This is a genomic window from Firmicutes bacterium HGW-Firmicutes-1, from assembly GCA_002841625.1.
In the GTDB taxonomy this organism is placed as follows: domain Bacteria; phylum Bacillota; class Clostridia; order Lachnospirales; family Vallitaleaceae; genus HGW-1.
In genome coordinates, this window is record PHAG01000016.1 from 1 (window position 1) to 26,776 (window position 26,776).

Sequence of the window (26,776 nt, forward strand, 5' to 3'; positions counted from 1 at the left end):
TCTAATTTTATGATGAGGTTATATCATACTATAGATTTATCAAACGGGACATAATCACAAATGATATACTAGGACATTATCATAAATGGTTCAGAAAAATAAACAGTGTTTATAAAAACAATATTGACAAGAAGAACAGATTCCATTATAATACAGATTGTAATGATTACAAATATGAAAATAATACAATTAATATATGGCCATTTATTAATTGTAAAAGATGACATTAGAGGAGTACTTCCATGGAAATATTAAATAATAATATTAGTACCTATCTATTGAAGAACAAGATCAAGCCTTCTTACCAAAGGATTAAAATTATGCAATATTTAGTTGAACGTAAAAATCATCCTACAGTTGAAAAAATACATAGTGATTTAGTGAATGAAATTCCAACTCTTTCTAAGACAACAGTGTACAATACTTTGACTATTTTAATGAATGCAAATATTGCAAAAAGCTTAACTATTCATGGTAATGAGTTAAGATATGATGCAGATATTCAAAGTCATGGTCATTTTATGTGTAGCCAATGTGAGACTATATATGATTTTAATATAGACTTTGATAATTTATGCATAGATGGTTTAAATAATTTCCAAATAGATGAAAAAAGCCTTTTTTATAAAGGCATTTGCGAACAATGTTTAAAAAATAAAAATTAAATGGAGGCAATGAATGAAATCATTAAAAGGAACAAAAACATCTGAGAATTTACTAAAGGCTTTTGCAGGAGAATCACAAGCTAGAAATAGGTATACATATTATGCAGCAGTAGCAAAAAAAGAAGGATATGTGCAAATATCAAATTTGTTTACTGAAACTGCTGACAACGAAAAGGAACATGCAAAAAGATTTTTTAAGTTTTTAAAAGAAAGCTTAAATGGAGAAATGGTAGAAATTCAAGCATCTTATCCAGTGGCTTTTGGGGATACAAAGTTTAACTTATTAGCAGCTGCCAATGGAGAAAACGAAGAATGGTCAGATCTTTATCCGGAATTTGCAAGGATTGCAGAAGAGGAAGGTTTTAAAGAGGTAGCAATCGTATTTAATAAAATTGCTGAAATTGAAAAACATCATGAAGCGAGATATCGCAAATTGTTAAATAACATAGAAACAGATAAAGTTTTTACAAAAGATACTACTGTTAAATGGAAATGTGGTAATTGCGGGTTCATTCACGAGGGTACTGATGCATTAGAGTTATGTCCTGCTTGTGCACATCCTAAGAGCCACTTTGAAGTGTACGTTGAAGCATATTAAGTACCATCATAAATTGCAATAAAGTTAAGTGCCGATAGAGGATTATAATCTATCGGCGCTTTCTTGTCCAGCTATCGATACGAAATAAAGATAAGCTAATGTAATTTCATAAATATATCTAGTACTATTTTTGAAAATGATATACAATATCTTTATTACAATCATAAAAACGAGGAGAATTATATATGAAAAATGCTATATTTGTTATTATATGCTGTATTATTTTAGCTGTAATCGTTGTAATTCTCGCTCCAAAGGGAAAGCTCATTGCTCAAATTAATAAAGAGGAAACAAATTCAAATACTTTAGTTATATACAGTCCACTGAATGAAGAAATCATCATACCGATTGTAAAAGAATTTCAAGAAACAACAGGAATACAAATAACCTACTTGTCGGCTGGTACAGTTGATTTGCTTACTCTTTTGGAGCGTAAGGGTGACAAACCATTAATGGATGTCCTCTGGGGAAGTAGTAAAGAATTCATAGATTCAAAATTGGAGTATTTTCAACCTTATCAAACCTCCTATGACAGCAAAATTCACAAGGGATTTAAACATGATAGAAATGATTGGAACGGATTTAATCTTTTGCCAATTGTTTTAATGTATAATAAAAAGTTAGTCTCTCCGGAAGAGGCTCCAAAATCATGGGAAGATTTACTGGATCCAAAATGGAAAGGAAAGATGGTATATACTGATCCAAATAATTCGGGGTCCTCATTTATGATTTTGTCTACATTACTATCACTAGGTAAAGAAGGTAATGAGTATAATTGGGGTAATGTCCGTAAATTTTTAAATAATGTTGATGGTAAAATTATGGCTAAGTCTTCTGAAGTATACAATGGAATAGCGAATGGTGATTTTGCATTGGGATTAACAATGGAGGAGGCGGCAGTAAGACTAATTAGAAATGGTGCTGATGTGGAGATGGTGTATCTTGAGGAAGGGACACCTGTGATTACCGATGTAATTGTCCTGATGAAAGATGCACAAAATTTGGAAAATGCAAAAATATTTATTGATTTTGTATTAAGTGATCATGTGCAAAAATATATGGTGGATTATTTTTATCTTCGCTCTATTAGAACAGATATTACCCCTCCAGAAGGGTTGATTAGCATAGAGGATTTGAATATTCTTGATTCTAATAGCGCGGATATTTATAGGAACAAAGACGAAATTTTACATACTTTTGACCAGCTCCTTTCAAAATAACGATATGGAGATCAATATGAAAAAATCCTTTCCCCTTTTCTACAAATTATTAATTTCATTTATTGTTTGCGGTATTATACCATTGATTATTATTAGTATATTAATCTACGGGCTTTCTGTGAGATTTATTAATGATATGATTTATGAACAAACACGTTTAAACCTCACCAATATGCATCAAGAGCTAAACGTGATTTTAAAAGACTATGAAGATATTATGATCACACTTCAGAGTGATGAAACAATTATGAATGCTTTATCTAATGATTTGACTAAAAATAATGAAAATAAAATATATGAGAAAATATATGATGCGCTAAAGAATCGAACTGGAAAACCACCATTGTATATATTAAATACAACAGGAGATGTTATATTTTCTACCAATCCATTGCCACATATATATGAGACTGGTATCAAAAACAATTGGGGAATTTTTCGAGAAGTAACCCAGGGAAATGATGGTACTACAACGATTTATCCTCAAAAGATAAATTATGAAGAAGGTAAAAGTAGCTTATTAAGTATGGGTAGAAAAATACTGGATTCGAAGGGCAATCCTATTGGATATGTTATTATAGATGTATATCGAGATACCATAATAAATATATTTAGACCCCACATTAATGGGGTGCCGATTCATATTGTAGTTTTAGATGACTATGACTATACTGTTTTAGATATTCAAAATCCGAATATGGAAGGCAAGTTTCAAAATGCTACATATCTCAATCATGCGAAAGATATAGAATTTAAAGGTTTTTTCAGTGAACTAGAAAGGGATAGTTATTTAACAATTTCATATAAGGATACTTATTCAAAAACAACTACAATAGCCAATGTTCATTCCAATATTTTTCATCAACTGAATGGTATTGTGAAAACACTTCTTATTATAGGATGTTTTATAAGCTTGCTTATATGTTGTTTGATCTCTATAGTATTAGCGGAGCATATATCAAATCCAATGAAGCAATTAATATATATCATGAGTAAAGTAGAAAAAGGTGACTTTTCAGCTTATACTAGCTTTAATCGTAATGATGAAATTGGTGCGTTAGGAACATATTTTAATCAAATGGTTCTACAACTTAAGAAATATTTAGATCGGCTTATGGAAGAACAAAATAAACTCAGAGTCACTGAAATAAAAATGTTGCAGGCGCAAATCAATCCGCATTTTTTATACAATACACTTGATGTCATTAAATGGAGTGCAAAGCTAAATAAAACGGAAGAAGTAACCAGTATTGTAACAAATTTAGCGAAAATACTTAGAAATAGTATCGATTGTGAAGAGGAATATGTTTCTGTAAGAAAGAGTATTGAATTTATCAACAGTTATCTTGCAATACAAAAAATAAAATATAATGATAAATTCGATGTCAATATTGACATTGATCCATCCATACTAGAACTCAAAACGCTTAGATTAATTTTGCAACCATTTATTGAAAATGCAATTATTCATGGGCTCACTTACATCGATCATACTGGTCTAATTACAATCATTGGAGAGAAAGATGGTGATGACATCATTTTTTATATTATAGATAATGGAGTTGGTATGACAGAAGATACAATCAAGCGCATAAGTAAAAGTACGAATGATAATCATATTGGTATATATAATGTTGATAAAAGAATTAAGTTATATTACGGCGATAAATATGGTGTACATATAGAAAGCATTGAAGAAAAGGGAACTAAGGTTACAATCAAAATACCTTATTTAACTGGAGGCGATAACCAATATGATTAAAGTTGTAGTTGTTGAAGATGAGGAATTTATTAGAAGAGGAATGATTTTGACAACACCTTGGGAAGAATTTGATTGTGAGGTAATCGGTGAAGCACGAAATGGTATTGAAGGTATCAATTTAATTAAGAAATTAAACCCAGATATAGTAATTACTGATGTTAGAATGCCGATTATGGACGGCATAATGATGATTAATGAACTAACAAATTTTGTAGAAGCTGAATATATTATTGTTTCAGGTTTTGACGATTTTAAATATGCACAGCAAGCCATTAAATTAGGTGTAAAAGATTATCTATTAAAACCCATTGACGATACAGAGTTTTATAATACGTTAAGAAAAATAATTGAGGTTGTAAAAGGAAAGCAAGATCATACCAACACCGCAGATCATTACTCTCAAATATCTAACTGCAAGCTCCAGTTCTTCAAGGAATACGAGTTCGAACTTCATTATGACAGCAGAAAAAAATACGTCTTTGAAGCAGTAGAATACATAAAAACAAATTATTACCGTGAAATTACATTAAGAGATGCCGCCGACAGTCTCTATATAAGTGAAAGCTATTTAAGCAGATTATTTAAAACACATACAAGCTACACCTTTATAGAATACTTAACAAGCTACAGAATTAAAATGGCCATCTCGCTATTAAAGGATCATAGAATAAAAGTATATGAAGTATCAGATAAAGTAGGATACAAGGATTCAAAATATTTCAGTGTTATATTCAAAAAATATATAGGAGTCACACCCTTAGAATTCAAATATAGTGTATCACATTAATAGTTATAATCATCTGCTTTCAAATTATCGAAAAAGGAACATTTAGTAAAAGTTCTCAGACTGTCAACAAAGGCATTTTTTCTTATCGGTGTATGTATTATTGGCAGTACGTGTTCATTTTTCTGGCCTTACCCTTCGGCCGGTCAGGCGAAAAATGAACACGTACTGCCTTTTGTATTCATCTAGAAGAAAAAATGCTTTTATCTCTGTTTCGTTAATCGATAATTAATTAGATTGTCGACAACCTATTACAAGTTTTTAAGTTATAAATTTCTTTGCCTAATCATAAAGTGTCCATAATATTAAACCATATAAGAGAATATTGGATTGTCCTTCTTCTTCAAATTCTATACAATTTTATTAACTAATGATAGCACTACAATTAAATTAGCAATAAAACTAAAGGAGATTGATTATGAAAAAACGTATTTTAGCATCAGTAATGGTAATTATGTTAACGATTACTTCTATGAGTATTGTATTTGCTCAAGAAGAAAACAAAGAAGTAGTAATTAAAAATGTTATTTTATTAGTACCAGATGGTACAAGAGTTGATTCAATAACGTTAGCAAGATGGTACAATGGTGGGGAACCGTTAGCAATGGATGAATTTGCTTGTGGACTTGTAAGAACCTATAATTCTGACTCTCCAATAGCGGACTCAGCTCCTGCAGGTAGTGCTATGGCAACAGGCTTTAAAAGTAAAACTGGATTTATAGGAGTTCTTCCAGATGAAAATACGATGCCTGGACTGAAACCTCTTGCAAAAGGTGATGAAAGAAGACCGGTTGCTTCCGTCTTAGAAGCGGCACAGTTAGCAAATAAATCAACAGGTTTGGTTGCAACCTCTGAAGTAATGCATGCTACACCAGCAGCATTTTCGGCACACTATCCTAATAGAGGTGCTTATGATATCTTAAGTAAGCATATGGTTTATAATGAAGTTGATGTAGTTTTTGGTGGTGGTTATGAATTTATGATACCTGAAGGTCGTAAAGATGATGCAAATATGGTAACAGTTCTAGAATCAAAGGGCTACGAAGTGTTAACAACAAAAGAAGAGTTTGATAGCTTTAAAGGCGAAAAGGCATGGGGTCTTTTTGCAGATGCTTCACTTCCATATGATTTTGACAATGACGGAAGTGTACCAACCTTAGAAGCAATGACTGACAAAGCAATCGATATATTAAGCAAAGATAAAGATGGATTTTTCTTAATGGTTGAAGGTAGCAAAGTGGACTGGGCTTCTCATTCGAATGATCCAATTGGAATTATTAGTGATTTACTTGCTTTTGATAAAGCTTGCAAAGTTGCACTTGATTATGCAAAAACAAATAAAGATACAGTTGTAATCATTGTACCTGACCATGGTAATGGTGGTATCAGTATTGGAGCTTCTAGTCTTGATAAAGGTTATGATAAAGAACCATTATCGAGTTTCCTTGAGCCTTTGAAAGCTGCAAAGCTTACAGGCGAAGGTATTGCAACAAAATTAAATGAAGATAGAAGTAATATTGTTGAAGTAATGGCAACATACTATGGAATCACTGATTTAACAGATGAGGAAATTGCAATCATAAAAGAAGCTAAGCTAAGCGCTATGAATGTTGCCGTAGGTCCAATGATAAGTGAAAGAGCTCATATTGGATGGACTACAAAAGGACATACTGGTGAAGATGTTGTACTTTTCATTTATTCGCCAGATCAAGACCGTTTAACGGGTGTTGTAGAAAACACAGACATCGCTTTATATATGGCTAGGAAATTAGGTGTTAATTTAGCTGATACAACCAAAGAGTTATTTGTACCTGCAAGACAAGGATTTGAAGAATTAGGTGCAAAGGTTGCTTGGAGTGAACCAGTTAAATACAATCCTATTGTTACAGTAACAAAAGGTGATGATGTTTTAGAACTCTTAGTACATACGAACAAAGCTATCTATAATGGAAAAGAAGTAGTGCTTGATGGCGTTATTGTATATAATGGAATTAGTACCTATGTTCCACAAGACGCATTAGATTTGTTTCAAGTAGCTAAATAAGAGAAATTAAACCAATTAAAAAACTCCTTTCTGGTTAAACCAAAAAGGAGTTTTTTTGAAATACAAGTTATTTATTAACAAAGCTCTCATAGGTTCGTTTAACAAATACAATACCTTCTTCACGCGAAGTGTATTCTAGTGGATTAATCGTATTGTTTCCAATACCTTTCATGATATTATGTTTAGCTACATACCTTACTTCATTTATAGCCCAGTCAGCAATTAAATGTTCATCTGCAAATTTGTTTACACCCGATACATTAAAATCCATATTAGGCTTAGCTGCGTTTAAAGCTCTATAAAGCATGATACAGATTTCTTGACGTGAAATACTAGAATTTGGAGCAAACCTATCATCAGTGATGCCTTTTACAATACCAAGCTTGAAGGCTTCTAATACGTACATATCAGAAGTATCTTTGAAAGGATTGGTCAAAGATGGTGTAACTTGTTCACTAGTTAGAGCTTGATAAAGCAAAACAGCAATACTGCAAAATTCCTCTCTAGTAATGTCTTGTTGTAAGTTCGTTAGCACTTTATTTGTTACAAGTGAATACTCTTCCGCTTTCTGTAATTCTTCCACTGCCCAAGAATTGGCAGAAAAATAGTCAAGCATATAGATTTGATTTGGCTGCTGATCAGAATTTGGTATATAAATACTTGCTAAATTTGAGTAACCGGAATTGCCTGAACTATTGCTTGAATAAACTCTATAAGTATAGGTTTCTCCTTTTGTAAGACTTGTATCATCATAATAAGTTGTATTACTTGGAGTGGTAGTTATAGGGCTATAACCACTACCATGTTGTTGCCTTTCGATATAGAATCCAGTTTCATTTTCAGAATGATCCGACCAAGTTAGATGAACTGCATTTCCGGAAAGAGTGACGGCTAAGTTAGATGGTGCTTGAGGCTTTGAAGCAAGAGAAACGGTAATTGTTTTTTCGGTGGATAAACTACTTCCAATAAAGCCAATGGTTTCTATCGTATAAGAATAGGTACCAGGTGTGACTGTTTTATCTGTATAACCATTTTGAGTGGAGTTTACTACGCTAATATTGGAGTACAATTCACCTGCTGTTTTCCTTTTCACTCTATAATAATCTACTCTTTCAGGTGTACTTTCCGTCCAGCTAAGTTGTACGCTTTGATCAGGATTAAGCGAAACCTGGAGTTCAGGTTTTAGTGGTTCGAGTAAGGAAACAGTAACCTCAATGCTATTAGAAGAATATCCATAAGATGTATTGTACCCTTGAATCCGAAATGTAAAGGGTTGAGAAGCGAACATATATGTAGGAAATGTAAATGTTTTAGTAGTTTCATCGGCATAAGCAAAAACCAAATCATCATAATTATTATTATTATTTGTTTTATATTGTATCCTATAATATTCTTCATTGTTTGAATTATCATTCCATGTAAAAGTAACTGTTGCATTAGAGCCTAATACTGCTTTGAAATCACTAGGAGCAACTACAAATTTAGGTATGGGAACACTTGCTGCAGCTGTCTGATACATAGAAAATGGTAATAGTACAAGGGTTACTATTATGCAAAAAAATAATTCAGTTATTCTTTGCAACAAACTTTGCTTCATAATTTATTTCACCTCTTTTAGTTTTTGTAAACCTCGACCAACTCACTTATTGTTAATAATCAAGAAGTATAATGTGTTACTTAAAATAGGGTTCAGAAATCATCATAATGTCAGGATTGGTGTTTTTAGGAACTCGATCTGTAACTAGATTTTGTATATAGAGTGTATTCACACCCGGAATATCAATTTCAAAAGGAATTGATTCGCCCTTTTTCACCACTATTTCTTTTAATACCTTACCCTCAAAATCATTTTCCCTAATCTTAATAATAACCTCCTCAGTTGAACCATCAAGGTCCTCCATGCAAGCGACACCACCGAATTTTTGATAGTTACCCTTTGGATAAATAAAACCACTATACTCATAGTAACCCGCAGTTCCAGTATAAATGATTCCCCACTTGTACTGTTGTTTGTTGACTTGGAGTAGTGTAGTGTCTGTACTTAACTGGCTGGTGTGATTGTTAACATAAGCCTCGCCCTCTAGAGGAACAAGCCCTCTTTCACCAAGATGAATAATTTGATTGATAGGGTCATAATTTACTGCAATGGAGAGTACTTTTGCTATGCTTCGAGCAGGAAGATAGGTCCTACCCTTGTAAGTTATGGGATACATTTGAGTGCCATCTTCATCAAGGGGAATATAATCGCTACCATTTAGTTTGATTTTAACAACGCGATTTAGGATAGCAACAATTTCTTCATTGGCGGCCGCAGCCCCTACAGTTCCCACAGTTATTCCTAAAATAAATACCATGCATAGGAATAAAGCAATTAATTTTTTGTGCATAATTCCATCCTCCTTTTAAAAACTAGTAATAGTAATAATAAAATACCTGTATTTATTTTTCATATCTAATTATATAGGAAAAATATTATCGTGAGTACACCCGAAAGTATTAGAATAATAATATAATAGGCTCCCAATTCTGGGAGCCGTGATTTATTGATCAATGATTAAAATATAGATTCATTAACAAGATTCGCTTTTTTTGACAGAGTATAAAGAAAATAGTTGACCTCGCTTCTTTATCCCGAGCTTTATGAAAATATTTTGTAGATGCATCTTCACAGTATTGATAGAAATTCCAAGATTTATAGCTATTTCAGGATTGGATTTATTAAATAAAACCTGTTGTACAATTTCTCGCTCCCTAACAGTAAGCAAGTTAAAGTAATCAATTTCTAGCTCAGTATCTGGTAAATTGTATAATTTTGAACGTAACGTCTTTTTCTCATAAACCCATCGCAACTTGTTAACAAGATGTGGATATAGAGTATGTAAAATGAGAAGTTCTTTTTCTAGAAAATTTCCGATGCTTTTTTCCCGATGAAGGCATAGAGCTCCATAAGACATATAGTCATCCTTTATATCAAAGCCGAGTATGTAATAAACATTATTTTCTTTTAGAAAATCATAATAATACTCGCTTTGTTTCGTCCATTTGCTATAATCTAACAAATCAGTACTACGAGCGATTAATAAATTATTCAAATTATATTTCTGATGAAATTCGTCTAAGTGAACATAATGTTGCAAGTAGTTATTTAGAGAATTCTGAGGAGAATCCATGAAAACCAAAGCTTGCTGGGGATGGGTAATAAGAGGTGGGTACAACCAAAAGTTTGCTGTATCAAACCATACTATTTTTCTAATCATATCAAGAACAATTTTACGGATTTCAAAGATGTCCTCAGTAGTACCAATAGCGGCGACTATATCAAGTATTCGTTTTTCATTTGTCATACGCTCACCCCCAACAAACGCTTAGGCATATTAAAAGTTTTTGATTTCCTCATCAAGTTGCATTAAATATTCTTGCCTCTCCATTTTAAATAAAAGTTCTTCTTCGGTTTTATCTTTTTTCTCTGCAAGCTCTTGTAGTTTCACAAAATCAGTTGCACTTTTTTGCATAGCTTCGTCGATTGTAGCCAAGGTAGCTTCAAGTACTTCAATTTCACTATCTATCTTTTCAAATTCTAATTTTTCTTTGTAAGTAAATTTCGGCTTTTTTGCTTGTGCTTTTACATTCTCTTGAGTTGGTTTAGAAGTAGATTTTGTTATGGCAACAGGCTCGGGTCGATGTAGTAAGTAATCAGAATAATTGCCGGGGTATTCTGTAATGCTTCCTTCACCTTCAAACGCAAAAATCTTCTTGCAGGTACGATCCAAGAAATAACGATCATGAGAAACTGTAATAACCGCTCCCCTGAAATCATCTAAATAGTCCTCTAAAATTTTCAAAGTATCAATATCTAAATCATTCGTTGGTTCATCTAGAATAAGGATGTTTGGTTCATCAATAAGGATTTTTAAAAGATATAAACGTCTTCGTTCACCGCCTGATAATCTAGAAATGGGGGTCCATTGCATATCACCAGTAAAAAGGAAGGTTTCCATTAGTTGAGATGCACTTATTCTAATACCAGCTCCATTGGTGATATATTCTGCAGTCTCTTTAATGTATTCTATTGCACGTATGTTGAGGGGCATTTCCTCTGATTCTTGAGAAAAATAACCAATATTAACTGTGCTACCAATATCAATCGTTCCTTGATCAACCGTAATCTTTCCAGTAATAATATTTAACAAGGTTGATTTACCAATACCATTTTCACCAATAATACCTAAACGGTCATCCCGAAGCAAGATATAACTGAAATCCTTAATGAGAAGTTGAGAGTAGGCTTTTGAAATGTTTTTTATCTCAATAATTTTATTTCCTAACCTCGAATTACCGACAGAAATATTGATTTTTGCATCGTTCAATATTTTTTCACTACTTTCAATATCTTCAAATCGTTGAATACGAGCTTTTTGCTTTGTTGTTCTTGCTCTTGCACCTCTTCGCATCCATTCTAATTCATTTCTATATAAGTTGAGACGTTTTCGTTCATTGGCATTTTCACGAGCTTGTCTTTCGATTTTCTTTTCCACAAATAGAGAGTAGTTCCCATCATATGAAAATAATTGACTGCTATCTAATTCAAGTGTCTTATTAACAACTCGATCTAAGAAATACCTATCATGGGTAATCATGATCAGGGCGCCTTTTCGAGATTCTAAATATTTTTCTAGCCAATCAATGGTGTTATTGTCCATGTGATTTGTCGGTTCGTCCAATATGAGCAAATCGCAGGGGGATATTAACGCGCTTGCAAGAGCTACTCGTTTCTTCTGTCCACCGGATAAGTGATCCATCTTTTTGTTAAAATCGGTAACGCCTAGTTTGGTTAGAATTGTCTTAACTTGACTTTCATAATCCCATAAATCTAACGTTTTCATATCATTAGAGAGTGTGATAAGCTGTTGTTGCAAATGAGCATCTGAAGGATTGTGTTCAATTGCTTCAAGTGTTTCTTCATAGTTTCGAATGAGTTCCATAGAAGGAGAATTACCCTTAAATACCTGTTGAAGTACTGTAGATTCTAAGTCATAATCTGGATTTTGAGGTAAGTATTCAATTTTAATTCCTTTGGCATAGCTGAGATTACCAGAGTCAGCAGTTTCAAGTCCAGCAATTATTTTAAGCAGTGTAGACTTTCCAGTTCCGTTTACACCTATTAGACCTATTTTATCGGTATCAGTAACTGAAAAAGAAATATTCTCAAAAAGCTTTTTTATTCCATAACTTTTGCTTATATTTTCAATTGATATTAAGGTCATGTTTGTTCATCCTTTGACAAAATAATGTTTTACAATCTATTGTACCATAATTATGCAAACGATTAAAGTTGTAATAAAATGTATAAGGTGATAATATTGTAGGAGAAATGAAGAGCTTAAATATTCGAAAGGGATGGGTGTTGTGGATTACGATAAGAAAATAAGATGGATTCGTAATGGACATTATGTTATTAATTTTATAATTATATTATTTATTTCAATTATCATTTCGGAAACAACACTTAGAATTTGTGGAAAATTCGAGGCAAGAGAGTTTTTGGAACGTGCTCAATATTTGCCTTTAATACCTTGGCAGGTTCCCGTGTTCTGTGTTTTACTTATGATTATTTTTGCAATTTCTAATTTGGTTAAGAGTAAGTTTAGCCTTACACAACCAGTATTAATTAGAATTTTATGTGTATTTGACCTAATTATTGGGGTTAGTATAAGCTATTATTTAAATCTTAGCTATAAAGGTATTTTGTTACTCATTATAGCAAATATGATTTTGTATATCAAAGAACAACGATCAAGAATTATATTTATCATCATATCATTGATTATATATAGCTTCTTTGATTACGATGTTATTTCTATTAAATTAAACATGTTCTCAATCAATGAATACATAGATTTTTACCCCGATGTGCAAAGATTATATATATACAGTATTAAGAATGTTTTTACATCCTTAAATGAAGTAGGATTCATTGCTTTTATATTTATGCTCTTACAAGGTGAGATTAGTGAAAATCAGGCTATTAAAAAACTGAATTCAAAGCTTGAGATTACAGCAGATGAGCTTCGTACTGCAAATGAAAAATTAGAAGAATATGCAAGGGAGTCTGAAGAAATTGCTAAGATGAAAGAGCGCAACAGATTGGCGCGTGAAATTCATGATATTTTAGGTCATACGCTCACAAGTATAACCATGGGAATAGAAGCCTGTTTGGCCATATTTCCAATTGATGTTGAAAAGGCAAAGTGTCAGCTTGAGAAAATTTTAGACACTTCGAAAAAAGGTCTTCTTGATGTTAGGAGATCAGTTAGAGAGTTAAAAGTGGATACGCAGAAAGATTATTCATTGATAAAATCTATACAAAACTTAACAGAAGACATCAATGAATGTACTGATACAGTGGTCAAGCTTGAAATAGTTGGTGAAGTGATGAAGCTTAAAAATGATGAAAAGCAGACTATTTTTAGAATCATTCAAGAAAGTATTACAAATTCCATGAGGCATGGAAAAGCCAAACACATAGATGTAAATATTGAATTTGACTATTACAAAATAAACATACATATTGTTGATGATGGTATTGGATGCGAAACTATAAAAAGTGGATTTGGGCTTACACATATGCAAGAACGTGTAGATATGTTAAAAGGTAGTATCCATTATGAAGCGATTAAGAACAAAGGGTTTGAAACTAAAGTCAGTATTCCAGTGAGATGGGGAGATGCATATGATTAAAATACTTATTGTTGATGATCAAGAACTAATTAGACAAAGTTTGGAGTTAATGTTAAGTAGTAGAAGTCAATTTAAAATCGTAGGAACAGCATCAGATGGTAGAGAAGCCATTGCCATGACAAGAAAATTTAAACCAGACATTATTTTAATGGATATACGAATGCCTGAAATTGATGGTATAGAATGTATAAAGATCATCAAAGAAAATTACAAAGAAATAAAGATTATCGTCTTAACCACCTTCGATGATGAAGAATATATTTTTGAATCCTTTAAACATGGGGCAAATGGATTTTTATTGAAAGGTATTTCTATTAATGAGCTAGTACATACGATTGAAACTGTTTATAAGGGCGGATCTCTAGTGGAACCGAAAGTGGCTAGTAAAGTTTTAGCACTCTTTTCACAAATGGCAAAGTCAGATTATATTTCGAAAGTAGATAGTGTTGATATCAGTTCACTTAGTATTAATGAATTGAAAATCATTCAGTTTATTGGACGAGGTATGTCGAATAAAGAAATTACAATCAAGATGAATTTTAGCGAGGGAACCATTAGAAACTACATTAGCAATATTCTTACAAAACTGAATTTAAGAGATCGCACACAAATTGCTATTTTTGCAATTCAATCAAGCATCATGATAAGAGAATTCGAAGAGTAGGTATAAATTATGAATAGAAAAAGCAAAACTATTTTAATAAAAGCATTGGTAATATGTACTTTAATGAGTATTGTTTTTTTTGTATATCAAAAAAATAGAACAATTCATATTGAATTTGGACTTTTTGCTGGAAGTAATTGGAATGTACCAATATCAGAGTGCTATAAAATATATGATGAAGCAATTAGGGAATTTGAAAAAGAATATCCTAATATTAAAGTAACCTATAGAAGTGGTGCATTAAGAGAGGATTACTCAGAGTGGGTAGCTCAAAAGATATTGAATGGAAATGAGCCAGATGTTTTTATTGTGCCTGAAGAAGATTTTAATACATTTTCGTCAATTGGTATGTTAGAAGATTTAAATGCTTATATAGAAAAGGATCATGAATTTGAATTAGATGCTTTTTATGATAAAGCTTTAGAGGCAGGTATGTATGACGATAAAAGATACTCTGTACCAATGGAGATTGTACCCTCGCTTATGTGTGTCAATGTTACATTGCTTAACAAAGAGGGAATCGTGTTGCCAGAGAATGACTGGACTTGGGGAGAGTTTTATAAGATTTGCAAAGACGTAACAAAGGATACAGATGGTGATCATATCATCGATCAATTTGGTGTTTATGGTTATCAGTGGGATCAAGCATTTTATTCAAATGGACAAGTGCTATTTGATGAAAAAGGAAAAACGCTTCAATTTATGGATGCTGCTATGGTAGAAACAATTGATTTGGTAAAAAATTTGAATCAGTTAAATCTTGGTGTAAAGGTAACAGCTAAGGATTTTGACACGGGTAAAGTAGCGTTTAGACCCTTTACGCTTGCAGAATACAGAGCCTACAGAGATTACCCTTATAGCATAAAAAAATATTCGGCTTTTCAATGGAAATATGTGAGTTTTCCTAAGGGACCGGGTGGAGAAAACATTGCTGAATCAACGCCCTTATTAATTGGTATGAGTTCAAGGACGAAGGAAGGAAAGGCTGCATGGGAATTCATTAAATATTTAACCTATAATGTAGAAACCCAACTAAATGTTTGGGATTACACCAACGGTATGCCAGCGAATAAAAGGGCAGTAGAAAAAATATTTGAACGACAAAAAACAGGCGTTGCAGGGGTACTTGATTATGAAATGCTTTCAAACTTAATTGAAGATTCGGTGATTTCATTGAGGTTTAAAAAATACAATCAAATAAAAGAAGTCATTGATCAAATTATTTATTTGGGTATTATCGAAGAAAAAAATGCTGGACAATTGGTAAGAGATATAAAAAGAGAAGTGAACAAACAGTTATTAGAATAAAGCTAAAATTTTAGGAGATACTAGTTATTTCGGTGGTATTGGAAGAATTTGAGGCACATTAATTGGGGTGCTTGTTATAGCAGTACTTAACAATGGACTGAATCTAATGAATGTAAATTCCTTTTGGCAATCCATTGCCAAAGGACTTGTAATTCTTGTTGCAGTAAAAAAGAAAAATTAATATATTTATGTTGATTGATAACGCAATACTCAATATACTAAAGGTGCACAACACGCACCTTTTCGTTTCTGATTAGAGGAATGGCCATTTAATTTATCGTTCACTTCATTTATGAGTAATGACAATTGTCATATACAAACGATGACATTATTCTATAGTTTCACATTCCTAAATCATATACAATCTAGATATAAACATAAACCTAATAGGAGAGGTTAATTATTATGAAGCAAATCAGCAAAAGAATAATGGCAGTATTATTAATTGCAACATTTACAGCATTTATGTTTACAGCATGTAGTACCAAAGAGGTAGCAACAGACAAACCTACAGAAGGTACAGAAGCAACGGATGCACCAGAAGCAAAGCACTATAAATTTGGGGCTACATATATGACAATGAACAACCCATTTTTTGTCGCTTTAAATGGTGGTATTAAGGATGTAGTAGAAGCAAACGGAGACACTTTAATCGCATTAGATCCAGCTCTTGATGTCAGTAAACAAATTAGTCAAATAGAAGATTTAGTTGCTCAAGGTGTTGATGCAATTTTCGTTAACCCAGCAGACTGGAAAGGAATTCGTCCAGCGCTAGAAGCAGCACAAGCAGCAGGCATTCCAATTATCAATGTAGATGCACCAGTATTTGATGTGGATTTAGTAAATTCTATAGTAGCATCAGACAATTATAACGCAGGTGTACTTTGTGCAAAAGATATGATGTCAAAATTAAAATCAGCAAAGATTGTAATATTAGAGCATCCAACAGCTAAATCAGCAATTGATAGAACAGATGGTTTTATTGATACAATCAAAGACATGCCACAATATGAAATAGTAGCAAAACAATCATCAGAAGGTCAATTAGAACAAGCTATGCCAGTAATGGAAAATATTATCCAAGCCAATCCAGTAATTGATGTTGTAATGGCACTGAATGATCCAACAGCAATGGGTGCATTAGCAGCATTAGAATCAGCAAAAAGAGCAGAAGGCGTTCTAGTATATGGCGTAGATGGATCACCTGATGCAAAACAAATGATTTCTGACGGTAAAATGACAGGAACAGCAGCTCAATCTCCAATCACAATTGGAACAACTGCAGCTGAATTAGCTTACAAAATATTAAAAGGCGAAACAGTTGAAAAAGAAGTTTTTGTAGATGTTATTTATATTGATAAGACGAATGTAAATGAATATGGATTAGACGGTTGGCAATAAAAAGCTTTTAGATTTCATTGGCTCCCTATAGTAAATTAGGGAGCCGTTTATAAAATTAAAGAGGTGAAATATGAAGAAAATCTTTACACTTGGAGAAATATTAATTGATTTTGTTTCAATGAACTCTAGCAATCAAGTTTATTTGAAATGTCCAGGAGGTGCACCAGCAAATGTTGCATGTGGTATTTCAAGGCTTGGAGGAAAGAGCGGTTTCATAGGTGGCTTTGGAGATGATATGTTTGGACATTATTTACAGGAAATACTAGAGAGCCTAAACGTTGATACAAAGAATGTAGTATTTATCAAGGATTATAGAACTCAACTAGTGTTTGTATCTAATGATGAAAAGGGAGAAAGATATTTTAGTTTTTATGTAAAAGAACCAGCAGATACGAAACTTAGTCCGGAAATGATCACGCAAGAACAGATGAAAGATTGTGATATTTTACATATAGGTTCTATCTCAATGATTCAGGAGCCAGTAAAATCTGCTACGATTAAAGCTGTTGAAATTGTCAAAGCAAACAATGGGTTGATTTCTTTCGATCCGAATATACGATTAAATTTATGGCCTACTGAAGAACAAATGATTCAAACAATTACATTCATGTTACCCTTCGTTGATATCCTTAAAGTTTCAGAAGAAGAACTTGAATGCATAACTCAAATTAAGGACATTCAACAAGCTATAACAAGCTTAGATCATTATCAAATCCCTTTGATTATTGTTTCATTGGGAGAAAAAGGATCTATGGCATTTATAAATGGACAAAACACATTAATACCTTCTATATCTATAACACCAGTTGATACAACTGGTTCAGGAGACGCTTTTATAGCAGGAGTTTTATATAAACTAAGCCAAATGAATCAAGATATTAAAGAGATACCATTAACGGAGATTGAAGTAATATTAAGATTTGCAAATCTATGCGGTGCTCATACAGCTTTGGATAGAGGTGCCATTCAATCAATGCCGACGCTTGAAGATTTAGAAAAGTATGATGTAATTTAATCGAAGGGAAGAAGTCCCCCACTTCTTAAGTCGTTTAAATTATATTTCATGGTTGTTCAAACATTAACATTTCATTCTATCCTTCCTATATAATATAGAATAGGGACGTACTTCTTGCCGTGTTGCTGAAAAGTGACAAGGTGAGAAATACGTCTCCATTTCTAATTTGGGAAGAAGGTGTTCAGAGGCTATCTTGCATATGGCTTATATTGACAAATAAATACACCTAGTATAAAATTTAAAGTGATGTTATTTATAGCAATAAAACTTGAGGGATTAAAAGGAGAAGGACTTTATGAATAAACGCATCAAAATTATCTTGTTTATAGTTCTTGTTTTTATGCTGGTTAGTGTAACTGGAATAATAGCTGACACAGGTAATAATAACGACTATAGTGATATTGGCTCTGGCGGAGATTATGGTGGTGGAGGGGATGGTGACGGGATTGCTAGCTTAATATTTTGGCTTATATTCTCAGCACTTCCATGGCCACTGAAATTAATCATTGTAATTGCTATTGTCGTATTTGGTCTTAAGTCAAAAACGAAGAGGAAAAGCAATAGAAGTATAAATCAACAGGTAAATCAAATGAACATACCTGCCGGAGTTAAAAATAACGCATCAATCATTGAACCAGCAATTAAAGCAATTGACCCATTGTTCAGTACAAATAAGTTTTTAACCTGGACAGAAGAAGTATTTATGACTTTACAACAAGCTTGGACTGCAAGAGATTGGAGCAAAATAAGACCTTTTGAAAAGGAAGAGTTATATCGTAAACATGAAATGCAGTTACAGGAATACATTAATTTAGGAACCATCAATGTAATGGAGAGAATTAATGTGAATCAAACCTATTTACATAAGTATGTTAGAGATTCTGAGTATGAGTATCTTACAGTATTGCTTTCAGCAAGAATGAATGATTATATTATTAATGAAAAAACAAGAGAGGTTGTTAAAGGAGACCCTAACAGAGAATTCTTTACAGATTACTTGTTGACCTTTATGAGAAAAAAAGGCGTTCTAACAGATCCTGCCACAAGCAATTTAAGTACTAAGAGTTGTCCACATTGTGGTGCACCAGTTGCAATTACGAGTGCAGGCAAATGTGAATACTGTGATTTTATTGTTACTACAGGAGAACATGATTGGGTACTATCTGATCTTGATTCTGTTAAGCACAATACATACATAGATAATTCGGGAGTTATTATAAACGAATAATATAAATAAATATAAATCAGGAGGGTTCATTTATGGGTTTAATAAAAGCAGCACTTCATGCAGCATCAGGTACGTTATCTGATCAATACAAAGAGTTTATATCTTGTGATTCCATGTCAATGGATGTATTAATTACAAAAGGTCAAGTTAAATTATTTCAGGGCAGCACAAATAAAGGCAATAGCAATATCATAACAGATGGTACACGCGTTGCAGTAGCAGATGGACAATGCCTTCTCATCGTTGAAGATGGAAAAATAGTCGAATTTTCCGCAGAGTCAGGTGAATACATTTACAACACGGGAACCTCTCCATCCTTATTGACGGGAGGAATGGAAGGTCTTAAGAAGAGTTTCACAACGCTTTGGAACAGAATTCAAGCTGGTGGACAACAAGATCATGAACAAAGAGTGTACTATGTAAATATGAAAGAGATTATGGGCAATAAAATTGGTGCAGGTGATATTCCTTTTAGAGACAGTGAATTTAATTTTACAATGAAAATTAGATGCTATGGTGAATATTCCTATAAAATAACCGATCCATTGATGTTCTATTCAAACGTTAGTGGTAATGTATCACAGGAATTTTCTCGCAATAATATTGATTCTCAATTTAAAGCGGAAGTTCAACAAGCACTTCAACCAGCGCTTGGAAGAGTTGCTTTAAAGAAAATACCATACGATCAACTTACGCTTTTTACAAAAGACATTGCCAACGAACTTAACCAAGAATTAACTACGGATTGGGTAGAAAAAAGAGGTATCTCGGTAATATCCTTTGCCCTCGCATCTGTTACACCTGATGCGGAAAGTGCAAAGAAGATTGAGCAATTCCAAAGCAGTCGAGTATATACGGACACAAACATGTTAGGCGCAAGAATCGGTGAAGCACAAGCCAATGCTATGGAAAATGCTTCTCAAAATGAAGCAGGTGCTATGACAGGCTTTCTGGGTATGGGATTTGCTCAACAAGCTGGAGGCATGAATGCAACAAATCTATTCGAAATGAATCAACAAAAACAATCAGGTGCGCCTCAACAACATGGCGCCTCTCAACAGCAAGAAAAGCCTAGTTGGACCTGTGAATGTGGTCAAAGCAATACAGGAAAGTTCTGTGAAAGTTGTGGCAAACAATCACCTTCAAATATAACCACATCCTCAGACGGATGGACTTGTGAATGTGGTACGATGAATAAAGCGAAATTTTGTGCAAACTGTGGAACAAAAAAACCACTTGATAGCATTTGTGAAACTTGTGGGTTTGTAGGAGACAATCCATTTAAATTCTGTCCGGAATGCGGTGCAGAAAACAAATTATAAATACCGTAGACCATTGTATAATTTGAAAAGAACTCTATTTGTGATAGATGTTATGTTCTTAGGCAGTCGATAAAAGCATTTTTTCTGATAGGTGTATTGATTATTGGCAGTAAGTGTTCATTTTTCTGGCCTTACCCTACGGCCGGTCGGGCGAAAAATGAACACTTACTGCCTTTATATTTATCTAGAAGAAAAAATGCTTTTATCTCTGTTTGGTTAATTGATGATAAATTAAATTGTCAATAACCTGAGAACATCAATTGCATAGATTTCTTTTTTATCAAACGTTTATCAAAATAAACTAGATAATTGTCTCAACATAGGATAAAATGTTTTTATCCAGTAGGAAAGTTCTACTTTCCACGAAGCATAGAACAAAGCGTTAGAAAGCATAAATTATTATGTAACGCGCTGACAAGCGCTTTGTTATTAGATATGTAAGGAGTAGTCCCATGGCAGTTTCATTTACGGACGAGCAACAAAAAGTCATTAATACTAGAAACCGAAATCTTTTAGTATCAGCCGCTGCAGGTTCAGGCAAGACGGCTGTATTAGTTGAACGTATTATCAAGATGGTTACAGATATAGACAATCCAATAGATATTGACCAACTTCTTGTGGTTACATTTACAAATGCGGCCGCCGCGGAAATGAGAGAACGTATTTCTGATGCAATAGAAAAAAAGCTTGAAGAGAATCCCTCCTATAAGAGATTACATAAGCAATTAGCATTGTTATCCAATTCAAATATAATGACCATCCATGCTTTCTGTTTGAAGGTAATCAAGAATCATTTTAATGAGATTCAATTAGATCCAAGCTTTCGCATTGGAGATGAAAACGAATTGATGCTTCTCAAAAATGATGTGTTAAAAGACTTGATAGAAGAAAACTATGAAGAGAGCACTGAGGATTTTTTGCATTTTGTTGAAAGCTTTTCTAGTTCTAAATCTGATGTAATCATTGAAGAACTCATTTTAACATTGCATAGATTTTCAATGAGCAATCCTTGGCCACAGGCTTGGCTTGATTATCATATTGAGAACTTAAATATTAAGGATGAAGCTACTTTAGTCGAGGCAGGTTATTATAAAAGTCTAATACATAATACTGAGGTTTCTATAGAAGAATTCATTCAAATACTAAAAGAAGCTAAAAATATTACATTACAAGAAAACGGTCCATTACACTATAAGGATACGATAGAGGCTTATATAGAACAGGTAATTAAAATTCAAGAGACATTAAACCAAGGTTATATTAAAATCAAGCAAGGGTTTGATTCATTTGAGACCTTAAGATTAAGTGGGAAGAAAATAGGATTTGATCCAGTACTGAAGGATCGAGCAAAAGGTTTGATCGATTTAGCTAAAGATAAACTTGTTGAATTAAAAGAAAGTAATTATAAGCATGATATTAGTGATGTTATAAATGATATTCAAGGTACTTATAAGATGATGAAAGTACTTGTGGAGTTGACTAAGTCATTTTCAGAGCATTATCAAATTGCAAAAGAAGAAAAAAATGTAATTGATTTCAATGATATTGAACATTATGCGCTAAATATTTTAGTAGCATATGATGAGGAAAATGAGCTTAAACCAACTGGGGTTGCAGATATTTACCGTGATTTGTTTGCTGAAATTTTAATTGACGAATACCAAGATAGTAACTTGGTACAAGAAACCATTTTGACTTCAGTTTCAAAGGAACGAATTGGAACACCAAATATGTTTATGGTTGGGGATGTTAAGCAAAGTATCTATAAATTCAGATTAGCAAAGCCAGAGCTTTTTATGGATAAGTATGCAACTTATAGCCAAGAAGACAGTCTTTTTCAACGGATTAACCTTCATAAGAATTTCAGAAGTAGATCACAGGTTGTTGATACAATAAACTTCTTTTTTAAGCAGGCAATGTCTAAAGATATTGGAGATGTAACTTATGATCATGAAGCAGCTCTTCATGTTGGAGCAAGCTTAGATGAGCTCTTTGAAGAACAACTCGCTACTGAAGTGATTATCGTTCATCAACAGGATGAAGATCTTGAACCAGAAGCTGATTTTACACAAAAGCAGTTAGAAGCTAAAGCAATTGCTAATAGAATCGTCCAGTTAGTACGTGGTGAAGATAAGACTAAGATTCTTGACAAACAGACTGGAGAATATAGGAATATTCAATATAGGGATATCGTAATTTTGCTAAGAACTACATCAGGGTGGACGGATATCATCTTAGATGCGTTAGGTGAAAAAAGCATTCCTGCATATACAAGCACTACTACAGGATATTTTGAAACGTTAGAAATAACAACTATGATGAATTTACTTAAGCTAATAGATAACCCAAGACAAGACATTCCGCTTGTTGCTGTACTTAGATCTCCAATTGTGGGGCTAAAAGGGGAAGAATTAGTAAAAATAAGAACCGCCTTAGATGTAGAAATGTATGATGCTATGCTTTGGTATGTAGAAGGTTGTATTGAGGAAGATGTATTAGGTATTAAGCTAAATAAGTTCATTCACAAACTCAATTATTTTAGAAAAATATCTCGTTATATGCCGATGGATGAGTTGATCAATGAAATCTTTGAAAAGACGGATTATCATCATTATACAGCCCTAATGACAAATGGGGTTCAAAGAAAGGCAAATTTAGATATGTTTGTTGATAAGGCAGTTACCTATGAAAAGTCTAGCTATAGAGGTGTTTTCAATTTTATTAGATATGTTGAAAACATTCATAAATACGACATCGATACTGGAGAAGCCACTGTATTTTCTGAACGAGATAATTTGGTTAAAATAATGAGTATTCATAAAAGTAAAGGCTTGGAATTTCCTATTGTTATTGTTGCAGCGTTGGGGAAACAATTTAACAAGCAGGATATTAGACAATCTATTGTATGCCATCAAGACTTAGGAATTGGTGCTGACTATGTCAATTATGAAGATAGATATAAAGTGGAAACGTTGCCTAAAAACATCATTAAAAATCAAATGTTGAAAGAGCTACTTTCAGAAGAATTGAGAATTCTTTATGTTGCCTTGACTAGAGCCAAGGAAAAGCTAATACTAGTCGGAGCTGTTAATAACCTTGAGAATAAAGGGATAAAATGGTGTGAAAGTCTTTATAATAAGGATGAGGTTATGAGTAATCATTATATGAACAGCTGCTCTTGTTATTTGGATTGGTTGATGGGAGCATTTATACGACATCCTAAGGGTAAGAAAATTAGAGATTTAATAGACTGTGAACTAAATGGACCTATAGCATTTTTAGACGATCCTTTACTTATTGATTTCCAACTAGTAAGTCCAAGTAATCTTTTAGACGATACAAATGAGGATTCTATTACGAAGGAAGAAGAGCTAATTCATAAGCTCAGTCAATGGAAAGAAGAAACAATGAATTGTGATGATGATATTTCTAAAAGGCTAGATTTTAAATATGGCTTTGATGCACTTGTTTTTTCTAAGGTGCAGATGTCTGTTTCTGATGTGAAGAAAATGCATGAAACAATTGATTATGATAATTTTGAAAAACCAGCAATCGTACCTAAATTTGTTGGTGAAGAGGAAGGCCTTAACGCTGCTCAGAAAGGAACTGCCTATCATAAGGTTATGTGTTACCTTGATTTGACACTTGAACCAAACATAGAAAATATTAGAGCATGCTTAAGTAACTTGCAAGAAAAGAGCATTTTAACAGAGAAAGAAGTAGCAAGTATTCATGAAAGGTCGATTATAAATTTTTTGAAAAGCAACTTGTGTAAAAAGATGGTTCAAGCCATTGATACTTTGAAACGAGAAACTCCTTTTGTAATTGGTATTCAAGCAAGTGAGATGTACGTTGATCTAGAAGAAGAAACAGATGATATTATTATGGTGCAAGGTGTTATTGATGCTTTTTATGAAGAAGATGGGGAAATTGTACTTATTGATTATAAAACTGACTATATTGAAGACGGGCAAGAACAGGTACTAATTGACCGGTATAAAGAACAAATGGATTATTATAAAAGAGCACTAGAGCAAGTCCTGGACAAAAAGGTTAAAGAGGTTGTAATTTATTCTTTAAATGCTTCAAAGGAAGTCAATGTTTATTAATGTTATAACGGAGGTAAGTATATGTTTTTTAATAGAATGAATACCAATATTGAGAAGTGGATAGGAGTATATTTAGAGGCTGTCACCAATAGCTATTCTTATTATATGTCAGCAATGGAAAAACTTCTTGTTGGGACTGATACAGATACAACAAAACAATTAATGCAAACAATGGAAGAGTATGAAAAAAAGGCAGATGAAATTCGGCGCCAGATTATCAGACAAATGTTAGAGGGTGGAATTCTTGTTGACACAAGAGTTTCATTGCTTAGGATGATTGAAGACATTGACCGAATTGTAGGGATTTGTGAAGATATTATTCAAGAAATCTATATGCAAAATATGATTATACATGATATTGTTAAGAATCCGATTAGGGAAATTCATGAAATAACAAATAAGCAGCTTGATTTGATGGTATATGCAGTAAAAGGAACCGTTGAAAAATATGATGTGAATGAAATGCTGAATGATATAAGAGAGATTGAAAAGCTGGAGACAAAGGTTGACATTATTGAACATGATATCATTAAGAAAGTGTTCGATTTACCTATTGGACTTGCAGAAAAAACGCAAATGAGAACTCTTATTGGCCAAGTTGGTAATTTAGCGGATATTATTGAAGACGTTTCTGATGAAATTGAAATTATTATGATGACGAGAAGGGTATAATTCGTGATGAACCCATTGTTACTTGCAGGAGCATTTTTAGGTTGGGGTTTAGGCGCAAATGATTCAGCAAATGTGTTTGGAACAGCTGTATATACAAGGATAGTGAAGTATTCTACTGCTATTATTCTGACAGCTCTATTTGTTATCATTGGAGCTTTTTTTGACGGTGCTCATGGTATAGAAAAACTTAGCACATATGCATATAACGGAGGAATTGATACTGGAATGAAAGCATTCTTTGTTATGCTTTCTGCTGCAATTACTGTTGCAGCGATGACCTTTCTCAAACTACCCGTATCAACCTCACAAGCAGTAATTGGTGCAATTATTGGTGGGGGTATTAACCGAGGGGCTACAGATTTCTCAGCAGGAATTCAGTTTTTTAGTGCATGGGTATTTACTCCAATTGGTGCTATGATTATTGCCTATGTATTATATAAATTTACTTGTAATAAGATTGGATCTAAGTTAACTGAATTTAGATTCTATGAAGCTTTTATTCGTTTTGGATATATTATTTCTGGAATTTTAGGTGCATATTCCTTGGGTGCTAATAATGTAGCAAATGTTACTGCGGTTTTTTCAGGACAACTTCATATGTTGAATGTGCAACAAGCTGCTTTATTTGGTGGTATATCTATAGCAATTGGAGTTTTGACCTTTAGTAAGCCTGTAATGTCAACAGTTGGTGAAGGGATTGTTCCACTTTCTCAAGTTGCTGGCTTCGTAGTTGTTATTGCAGTAGCAATTACTGTCTATATTTATGCTAGGATCGGCATCCCTGTTTCTACATCTCAAGCAGTTATTGGGGCAATCATGGGTATTGGATTCCATTTAGGTATTAAAACAATTAACATGAGAGTACTAAGAAATATACTGTTTGGGTGGGTTGGAACACCGATCATTGCTGGAACAGTAAGTTTTATATTAAGTTTATTTTTATGATTTATAATTGTTATGTATAATTTCTTGTAAATCATCCTATAATCAAGCTAAGAATCATTATCAAAGTTTGAGGAAAAGGGTGGATTTTATGAAGGAAGATACAAATAAGTTTACTGAAAACGATTTGCTTAAATATGAGATTGCAGAGGAGCTTGGTTTAATAGACAAAATTAACCAAACGGGATGGAAATCATTAACAGCAAAGGAAAGTGGAAGAATTGGTGGCTTAATGACCAAAAGAAAAAGAGAGAATAAATCTGAAACAAAATAAATTCGAGGTGATTATTTGTGGGCTATAAAA

Annotated in this window: 21 protein-coding genes and 1 pseudogene; 18 read left to right on the top strand and 4 right to left on the bottom strand. The window is 33.0% G+C overall.

The features are described 5' to 3' along the window. Window positions 1-242: 242 nt before the first annotated feature. From CVU84_16350 to CVU84_16375, 6 genes are all read left to right on the top strand, one after another. The gene (locus CVU84_16350; GenBank protein ID PKM93278.1) at window positions 243-665 is read left to right on the top strand and encodes a transcriptional repressor; all 423 of its coding nucleotides are present in this window, start codon (window positions 243-245) and stop codon (window positions 663-665) included. 13 nt (window positions 666-678) lie between these two features. Further along, window positions 679-1,263: a rubrerythrin family protein gene (locus CVU84_16355; GenBank protein PKM93279.1), complete on the top strand. Its 585-nt coding sequence runs from the start codon at window positions 679-681 to the stop codon at window positions 1,261-1,263. 185 nt (window positions 1,264-1,448) lie between these two features. Continuing rightward, window positions 1,449-2,483, top strand: coding sequence for an iron ABC transporter substrate-binding protein (locus tag CVU84_16360; protein PKM93280.1), 1,035 nt, complete (start codon window positions 1,449-1,451; stop codon window positions 2,481-2,483). Then, window positions 2,461-4,245, top strand: a complete 1,785-nt coding sequence (locus CVU84_16365) for a hypothetical protein (protein PKM93281.1) — start codon at window positions 2,461-2,463, stop codon at window positions 4,243-4,245. Before CVU84_16360 ends, CVU84_16365 begins: the two co-directional genes overlap by 23 nt. Further along, window positions 4,238-5,032 (top strand): DNA-binding response regulator, encoded by a 795-nt coding sequence (locus CVU84_16370; GenBank protein PKM93282.1) that lies wholly within the window; start codon window positions 4,238-4,240, stop codon window positions 5,030-5,032. The genes CVU84_16365 and CVU84_16370 overlap by 8 nt, the downstream gene beginning before the upstream one ends. 415 nt (window positions 5,033-5,447) lie before the next feature. Then, on the top strand, window positions 5,448-7,073 hold the full coding sequence (locus CVU84_16375) for an alkaline phosphatase (GenBank protein ID PKM93283.1): 1,626 nt from the start codon (window positions 5,448-5,450) through the stop codon (window positions 7,071-7,073). Window positions 7,074-7,140: 67 nt separating this feature from the next. On the opposite strand, the gene CVU84_16380 is transcribed toward CVU84_16375, so the two are convergent. The 4 genes from CVU84_16380 to CVU84_16395 form a co-directional block, all read right to left on the bottom strand. Next, window positions 7,141-8,670 carry a hypothetical protein gene (locus CVU84_16380; GenBank protein PKM93284.1) on the bottom strand — a complete coding sequence of 510 codons (1,530 nt, stop codon included), beginning with the start codon at window positions 8,668-8,670 and terminating at the stop codon, window positions 7,141-7,143. A gap of 76 nt (window positions 8,671-8,746) precedes the next feature. After that, a complete protein-coding gene (locus CVU84_16385) occupies window positions 8,747-9,460 on the bottom strand; it encodes a hypothetical protein (GenBank protein PKM93285.1) in 714 nt (237 codons plus the stop codon). A 183-nt stretch (window positions 9,461-9,643) separates the two neighbouring features. Beyond that, complete coding sequence (locus tag CVU84_16390) at window positions 9,644-10,417, bottom strand: hypothetical protein (GenBank protein ID PKM93286.1); 774 nt, start codon at window positions 10,415-10,417, stop codon at window positions 9,644-9,646. Between the two features lie 30 nt (window positions 10,418-10,447). After that, on the bottom strand, window positions 10,448-12,337 hold the full coding sequence (locus CVU84_16395) for an ABC transporter (protein ID PKM93287.1): 1,890 nt from the start codon (window positions 12,335-12,337) through the stop codon (window positions 10,448-10,450). 133 nt (window positions 12,338-12,470) lie between these two features. On the opposite strand from CVU84_16395, the gene CVU84_16400 reads away from it, so the two are divergent. From CVU84_16400 to CVU84_16455, 12 genes and pseudogenes are all read left to right on the top strand, one after another. Beyond that, complete coding sequence (locus CVU84_16400) at window positions 12,471-13,811, top strand: sensor histidine kinase (protein PKM93288.1); 1,341 nt, start codon at window positions 12,471-12,473, stop codon at window positions 13,809-13,811. Beyond that, the gene (locus tag CVU84_16405) at window positions 13,804-14,475 is read left to right on the top strand and encodes a DNA-binding response regulator (protein ID PKM93289.1); all 672 of its coding nucleotides are present in this window, start codon (window positions 13,804-13,806) and stop codon (window positions 14,473-14,475) included. Before CVU84_16400 ends, CVU84_16405 begins: the two co-directional genes overlap by 8 nt. 9 nt (window positions 14,476-14,484) lie before the next feature. Continuing rightward, the gene (locus CVU84_16410) at window positions 14,485-15,783 is read left to right on the top strand and encodes a sugar ABC transporter substrate-binding protein (GenBank protein PKM93290.1); all 1,299 of its coding nucleotides are present in this window, start codon (window positions 14,485-14,487) and stop codon (window positions 15,781-15,783) included. A 1-nt stretch (window position 15,784) separates the two neighbouring features. Continuing rightward, a pseudogene (gene rbsC / locus CVU84_16415) lies at window positions 15,785-15,964 on the top strand (ribose ABC transporter permease). Between the two features lie 284 nt (window positions 15,965-16,248). After that, window positions 16,249-17,184: a sugar ABC transporter substrate-binding protein gene (locus CVU84_16420; protein PKM93320.1), complete on the top strand. Its 936-nt coding sequence runs from the start codon at window positions 16,249-16,251 to the stop codon at window positions 17,182-17,184. 70 nt (window positions 17,185-17,254) lie between these two features. Then, window positions 17,255-18,199, top strand: a complete 945-nt coding sequence (locus CVU84_16425) for a carbohydrate kinase (protein ID PKM93291.1) — start codon at window positions 17,255-17,257, stop codon at window positions 18,197-18,199. Window positions 18,200-18,494: 295 nt separating this feature from the next. Further along, a complete protein-coding gene (locus CVU84_16430; protein PKM93292.1) occupies window positions 18,495-19,427 on the top strand; it encodes a hypothetical protein in 933 nt (310 codons plus the stop codon). 32 nt (window positions 19,428-19,459) lie between these two features. Further along, a complete protein-coding gene (locus tag CVU84_16435) occupies window positions 19,460-20,749 on the top strand; it encodes a virion core protein (lumpy skin disease virus) (GenBank protein PKM93293.1) in 1,290 nt (429 codons plus the stop codon). 452 nt (window positions 20,750-21,201) lie between these two features. Then, window positions 21,202-24,858, top strand: coding sequence for a helicase-exonuclease AddAB subunit AddA (gene addA, locus CVU84_16440; protein PKM93294.1), 3,657 nt, complete (start codon window positions 21,202-21,204; stop codon window positions 24,856-24,858). Between the two features lie 21 nt (window positions 24,859-24,879). Next, on the top strand, window positions 24,880-25,530 hold the full coding sequence (locus CVU84_16445) for a hypothetical protein (GenBank protein ID PKM93295.1): 651 nt from the start codon (window positions 24,880-24,882) through the stop codon (window positions 25,528-25,530). 3 nt (window positions 25,531-25,533) lie between these two features. Continuing rightward, complete coding sequence (locus CVU84_16450) at window positions 25,534-26,475, top strand: inorganic phosphate transporter (protein ID PKM93296.1); 942 nt, start codon at window positions 25,534-25,536, stop codon at window positions 26,473-26,475. 88 nt (window positions 26,476-26,563) lie between these two features. Next, window positions 26,564-26,746 (top strand): small acid-soluble spore protein alpha/beta type, encoded by a 183-nt coding sequence (locus CVU84_16455; GenBank protein PKM93297.1) that lies wholly within the window; start codon window positions 26,564-26,566, stop codon window positions 26,744-26,746. Window positions 26,747-26,776 lie beyond the last annotated feature (30 nt).

Excerpts from the sequence above, each read along its gene's own strand:
- CVU84_16350 (PKM93278.1), top strand. The coding sequence starts at position 243 with ATGGAAATATTAAATAATAATATTAGTACCTATCTATTGAAGAACAAG.
- CVU84_16355 (PKM93279.1), top strand. The coding sequence starts at position 679 with ATGAAATCATTAAAAGGAACAAAAACATCTGAGAATTTACTAAAGGCT.
- CVU84_16360 (PKM93280.1), top strand. The coding sequence starts at position 1,449 with ATGAAAAATGCTATATTTGTTATTATATGCTGTATTATTTTAGCTGTA.
- CVU84_16370 (PKM93282.1), top strand. The coding sequence starts at position 4,238 with ATGATTAAAGTTGTAGTTGTTGAAGATGAGGAATTTATTAGAAGAGGA.
- CVU84_16375 (PKM93283.1), top strand. The coding sequence starts at position 5,448 with ATGAAAAAACGTATTTTAGCATCAGTAATGGTAATTATGTTAACGATT.
- CVU84_16380 (PKM93284.1), bottom strand. The coding sequence starts at position 8,670 with ATGAAGCAAAGTTTGTTGCAAAGAATAACTGAATTATTTTTTTGCATA.
- CVU84_16385 (PKM93285.1), bottom strand. The coding sequence starts at position 9,460 with ATGCACAAAAAATTAATTGCTTTATTCCTATGCATGGTATTTATTTTA.
- CVU84_16390 (PKM93286.1), bottom strand. The coding sequence starts at position 10,417 with ATGACAAATGAAAAACGAATACTTGATATAGTCGCCGCTATTGGTACT.
- CVU84_16395 (PKM93287.1), bottom strand. The coding sequence starts at position 12,337 with ATGACCTTAATATCAATTGAAAATATAAGCAAAAGTTATGGAATAAAA.
- CVU84_16400 (PKM93288.1), top strand. The coding sequence starts at position 12,471 with ATGGGTGTTGTGGATTACGATAAGAAAATAAGATGGATTCGTAATGGA.
- CVU84_16405 (PKM93289.1), top strand. The coding sequence starts at position 13,804 with ATGATTAAAATACTTATTGTTGATGATCAAGAACTAATTAGACAAAGT.
- CVU84_16410 (PKM93290.1), top strand. The coding sequence starts at position 14,485 with ATGAATAGAAAAAGCAAAACTATTTTAATAAAAGCATTGGTAATATGT.
- CVU84_16420 (PKM93320.1), top strand. The coding sequence starts at position 16,249 with ATGTTTACAGCATGTAGTACCAAAGAGGTAGCAACAGACAAACCTACA.
- CVU84_16425 (PKM93291.1), top strand. The coding sequence starts at position 17,255 with ATGAAGAAAATCTTTACACTTGGAGAAATATTAATTGATTTTGTTTCA.
- CVU84_16430 (PKM93292.1), top strand. The coding sequence starts at position 18,495 with ATGAATAAACGCATCAAAATTATCTTGTTTATAGTTCTTGTTTTTATG.
- CVU84_16435 (PKM93293.1), top strand. The coding sequence starts at position 19,460 with ATGGGTTTAATAAAAGCAGCACTTCATGCAGCATCAGGTACGTTATCT.
- addA (PKM93294.1), top strand. The coding sequence starts at position 21,202 with ATGGCAGTTTCATTTACGGACGAGCAACAAAAAGTCATTAATACTAGA.
- CVU84_16445 (PKM93295.1), top strand. The coding sequence starts at position 24,880 with ATGTTTTTTAATAGAATGAATACCAATATTGAGAAGTGGATAGGAGTA.
- CVU84_16455 (PKM93297.1), top strand. The coding sequence starts at position 26,564 with ATGAAGGAAGATACAAATAAGTTTACTGAAAACGATTTGCTTAAATAT.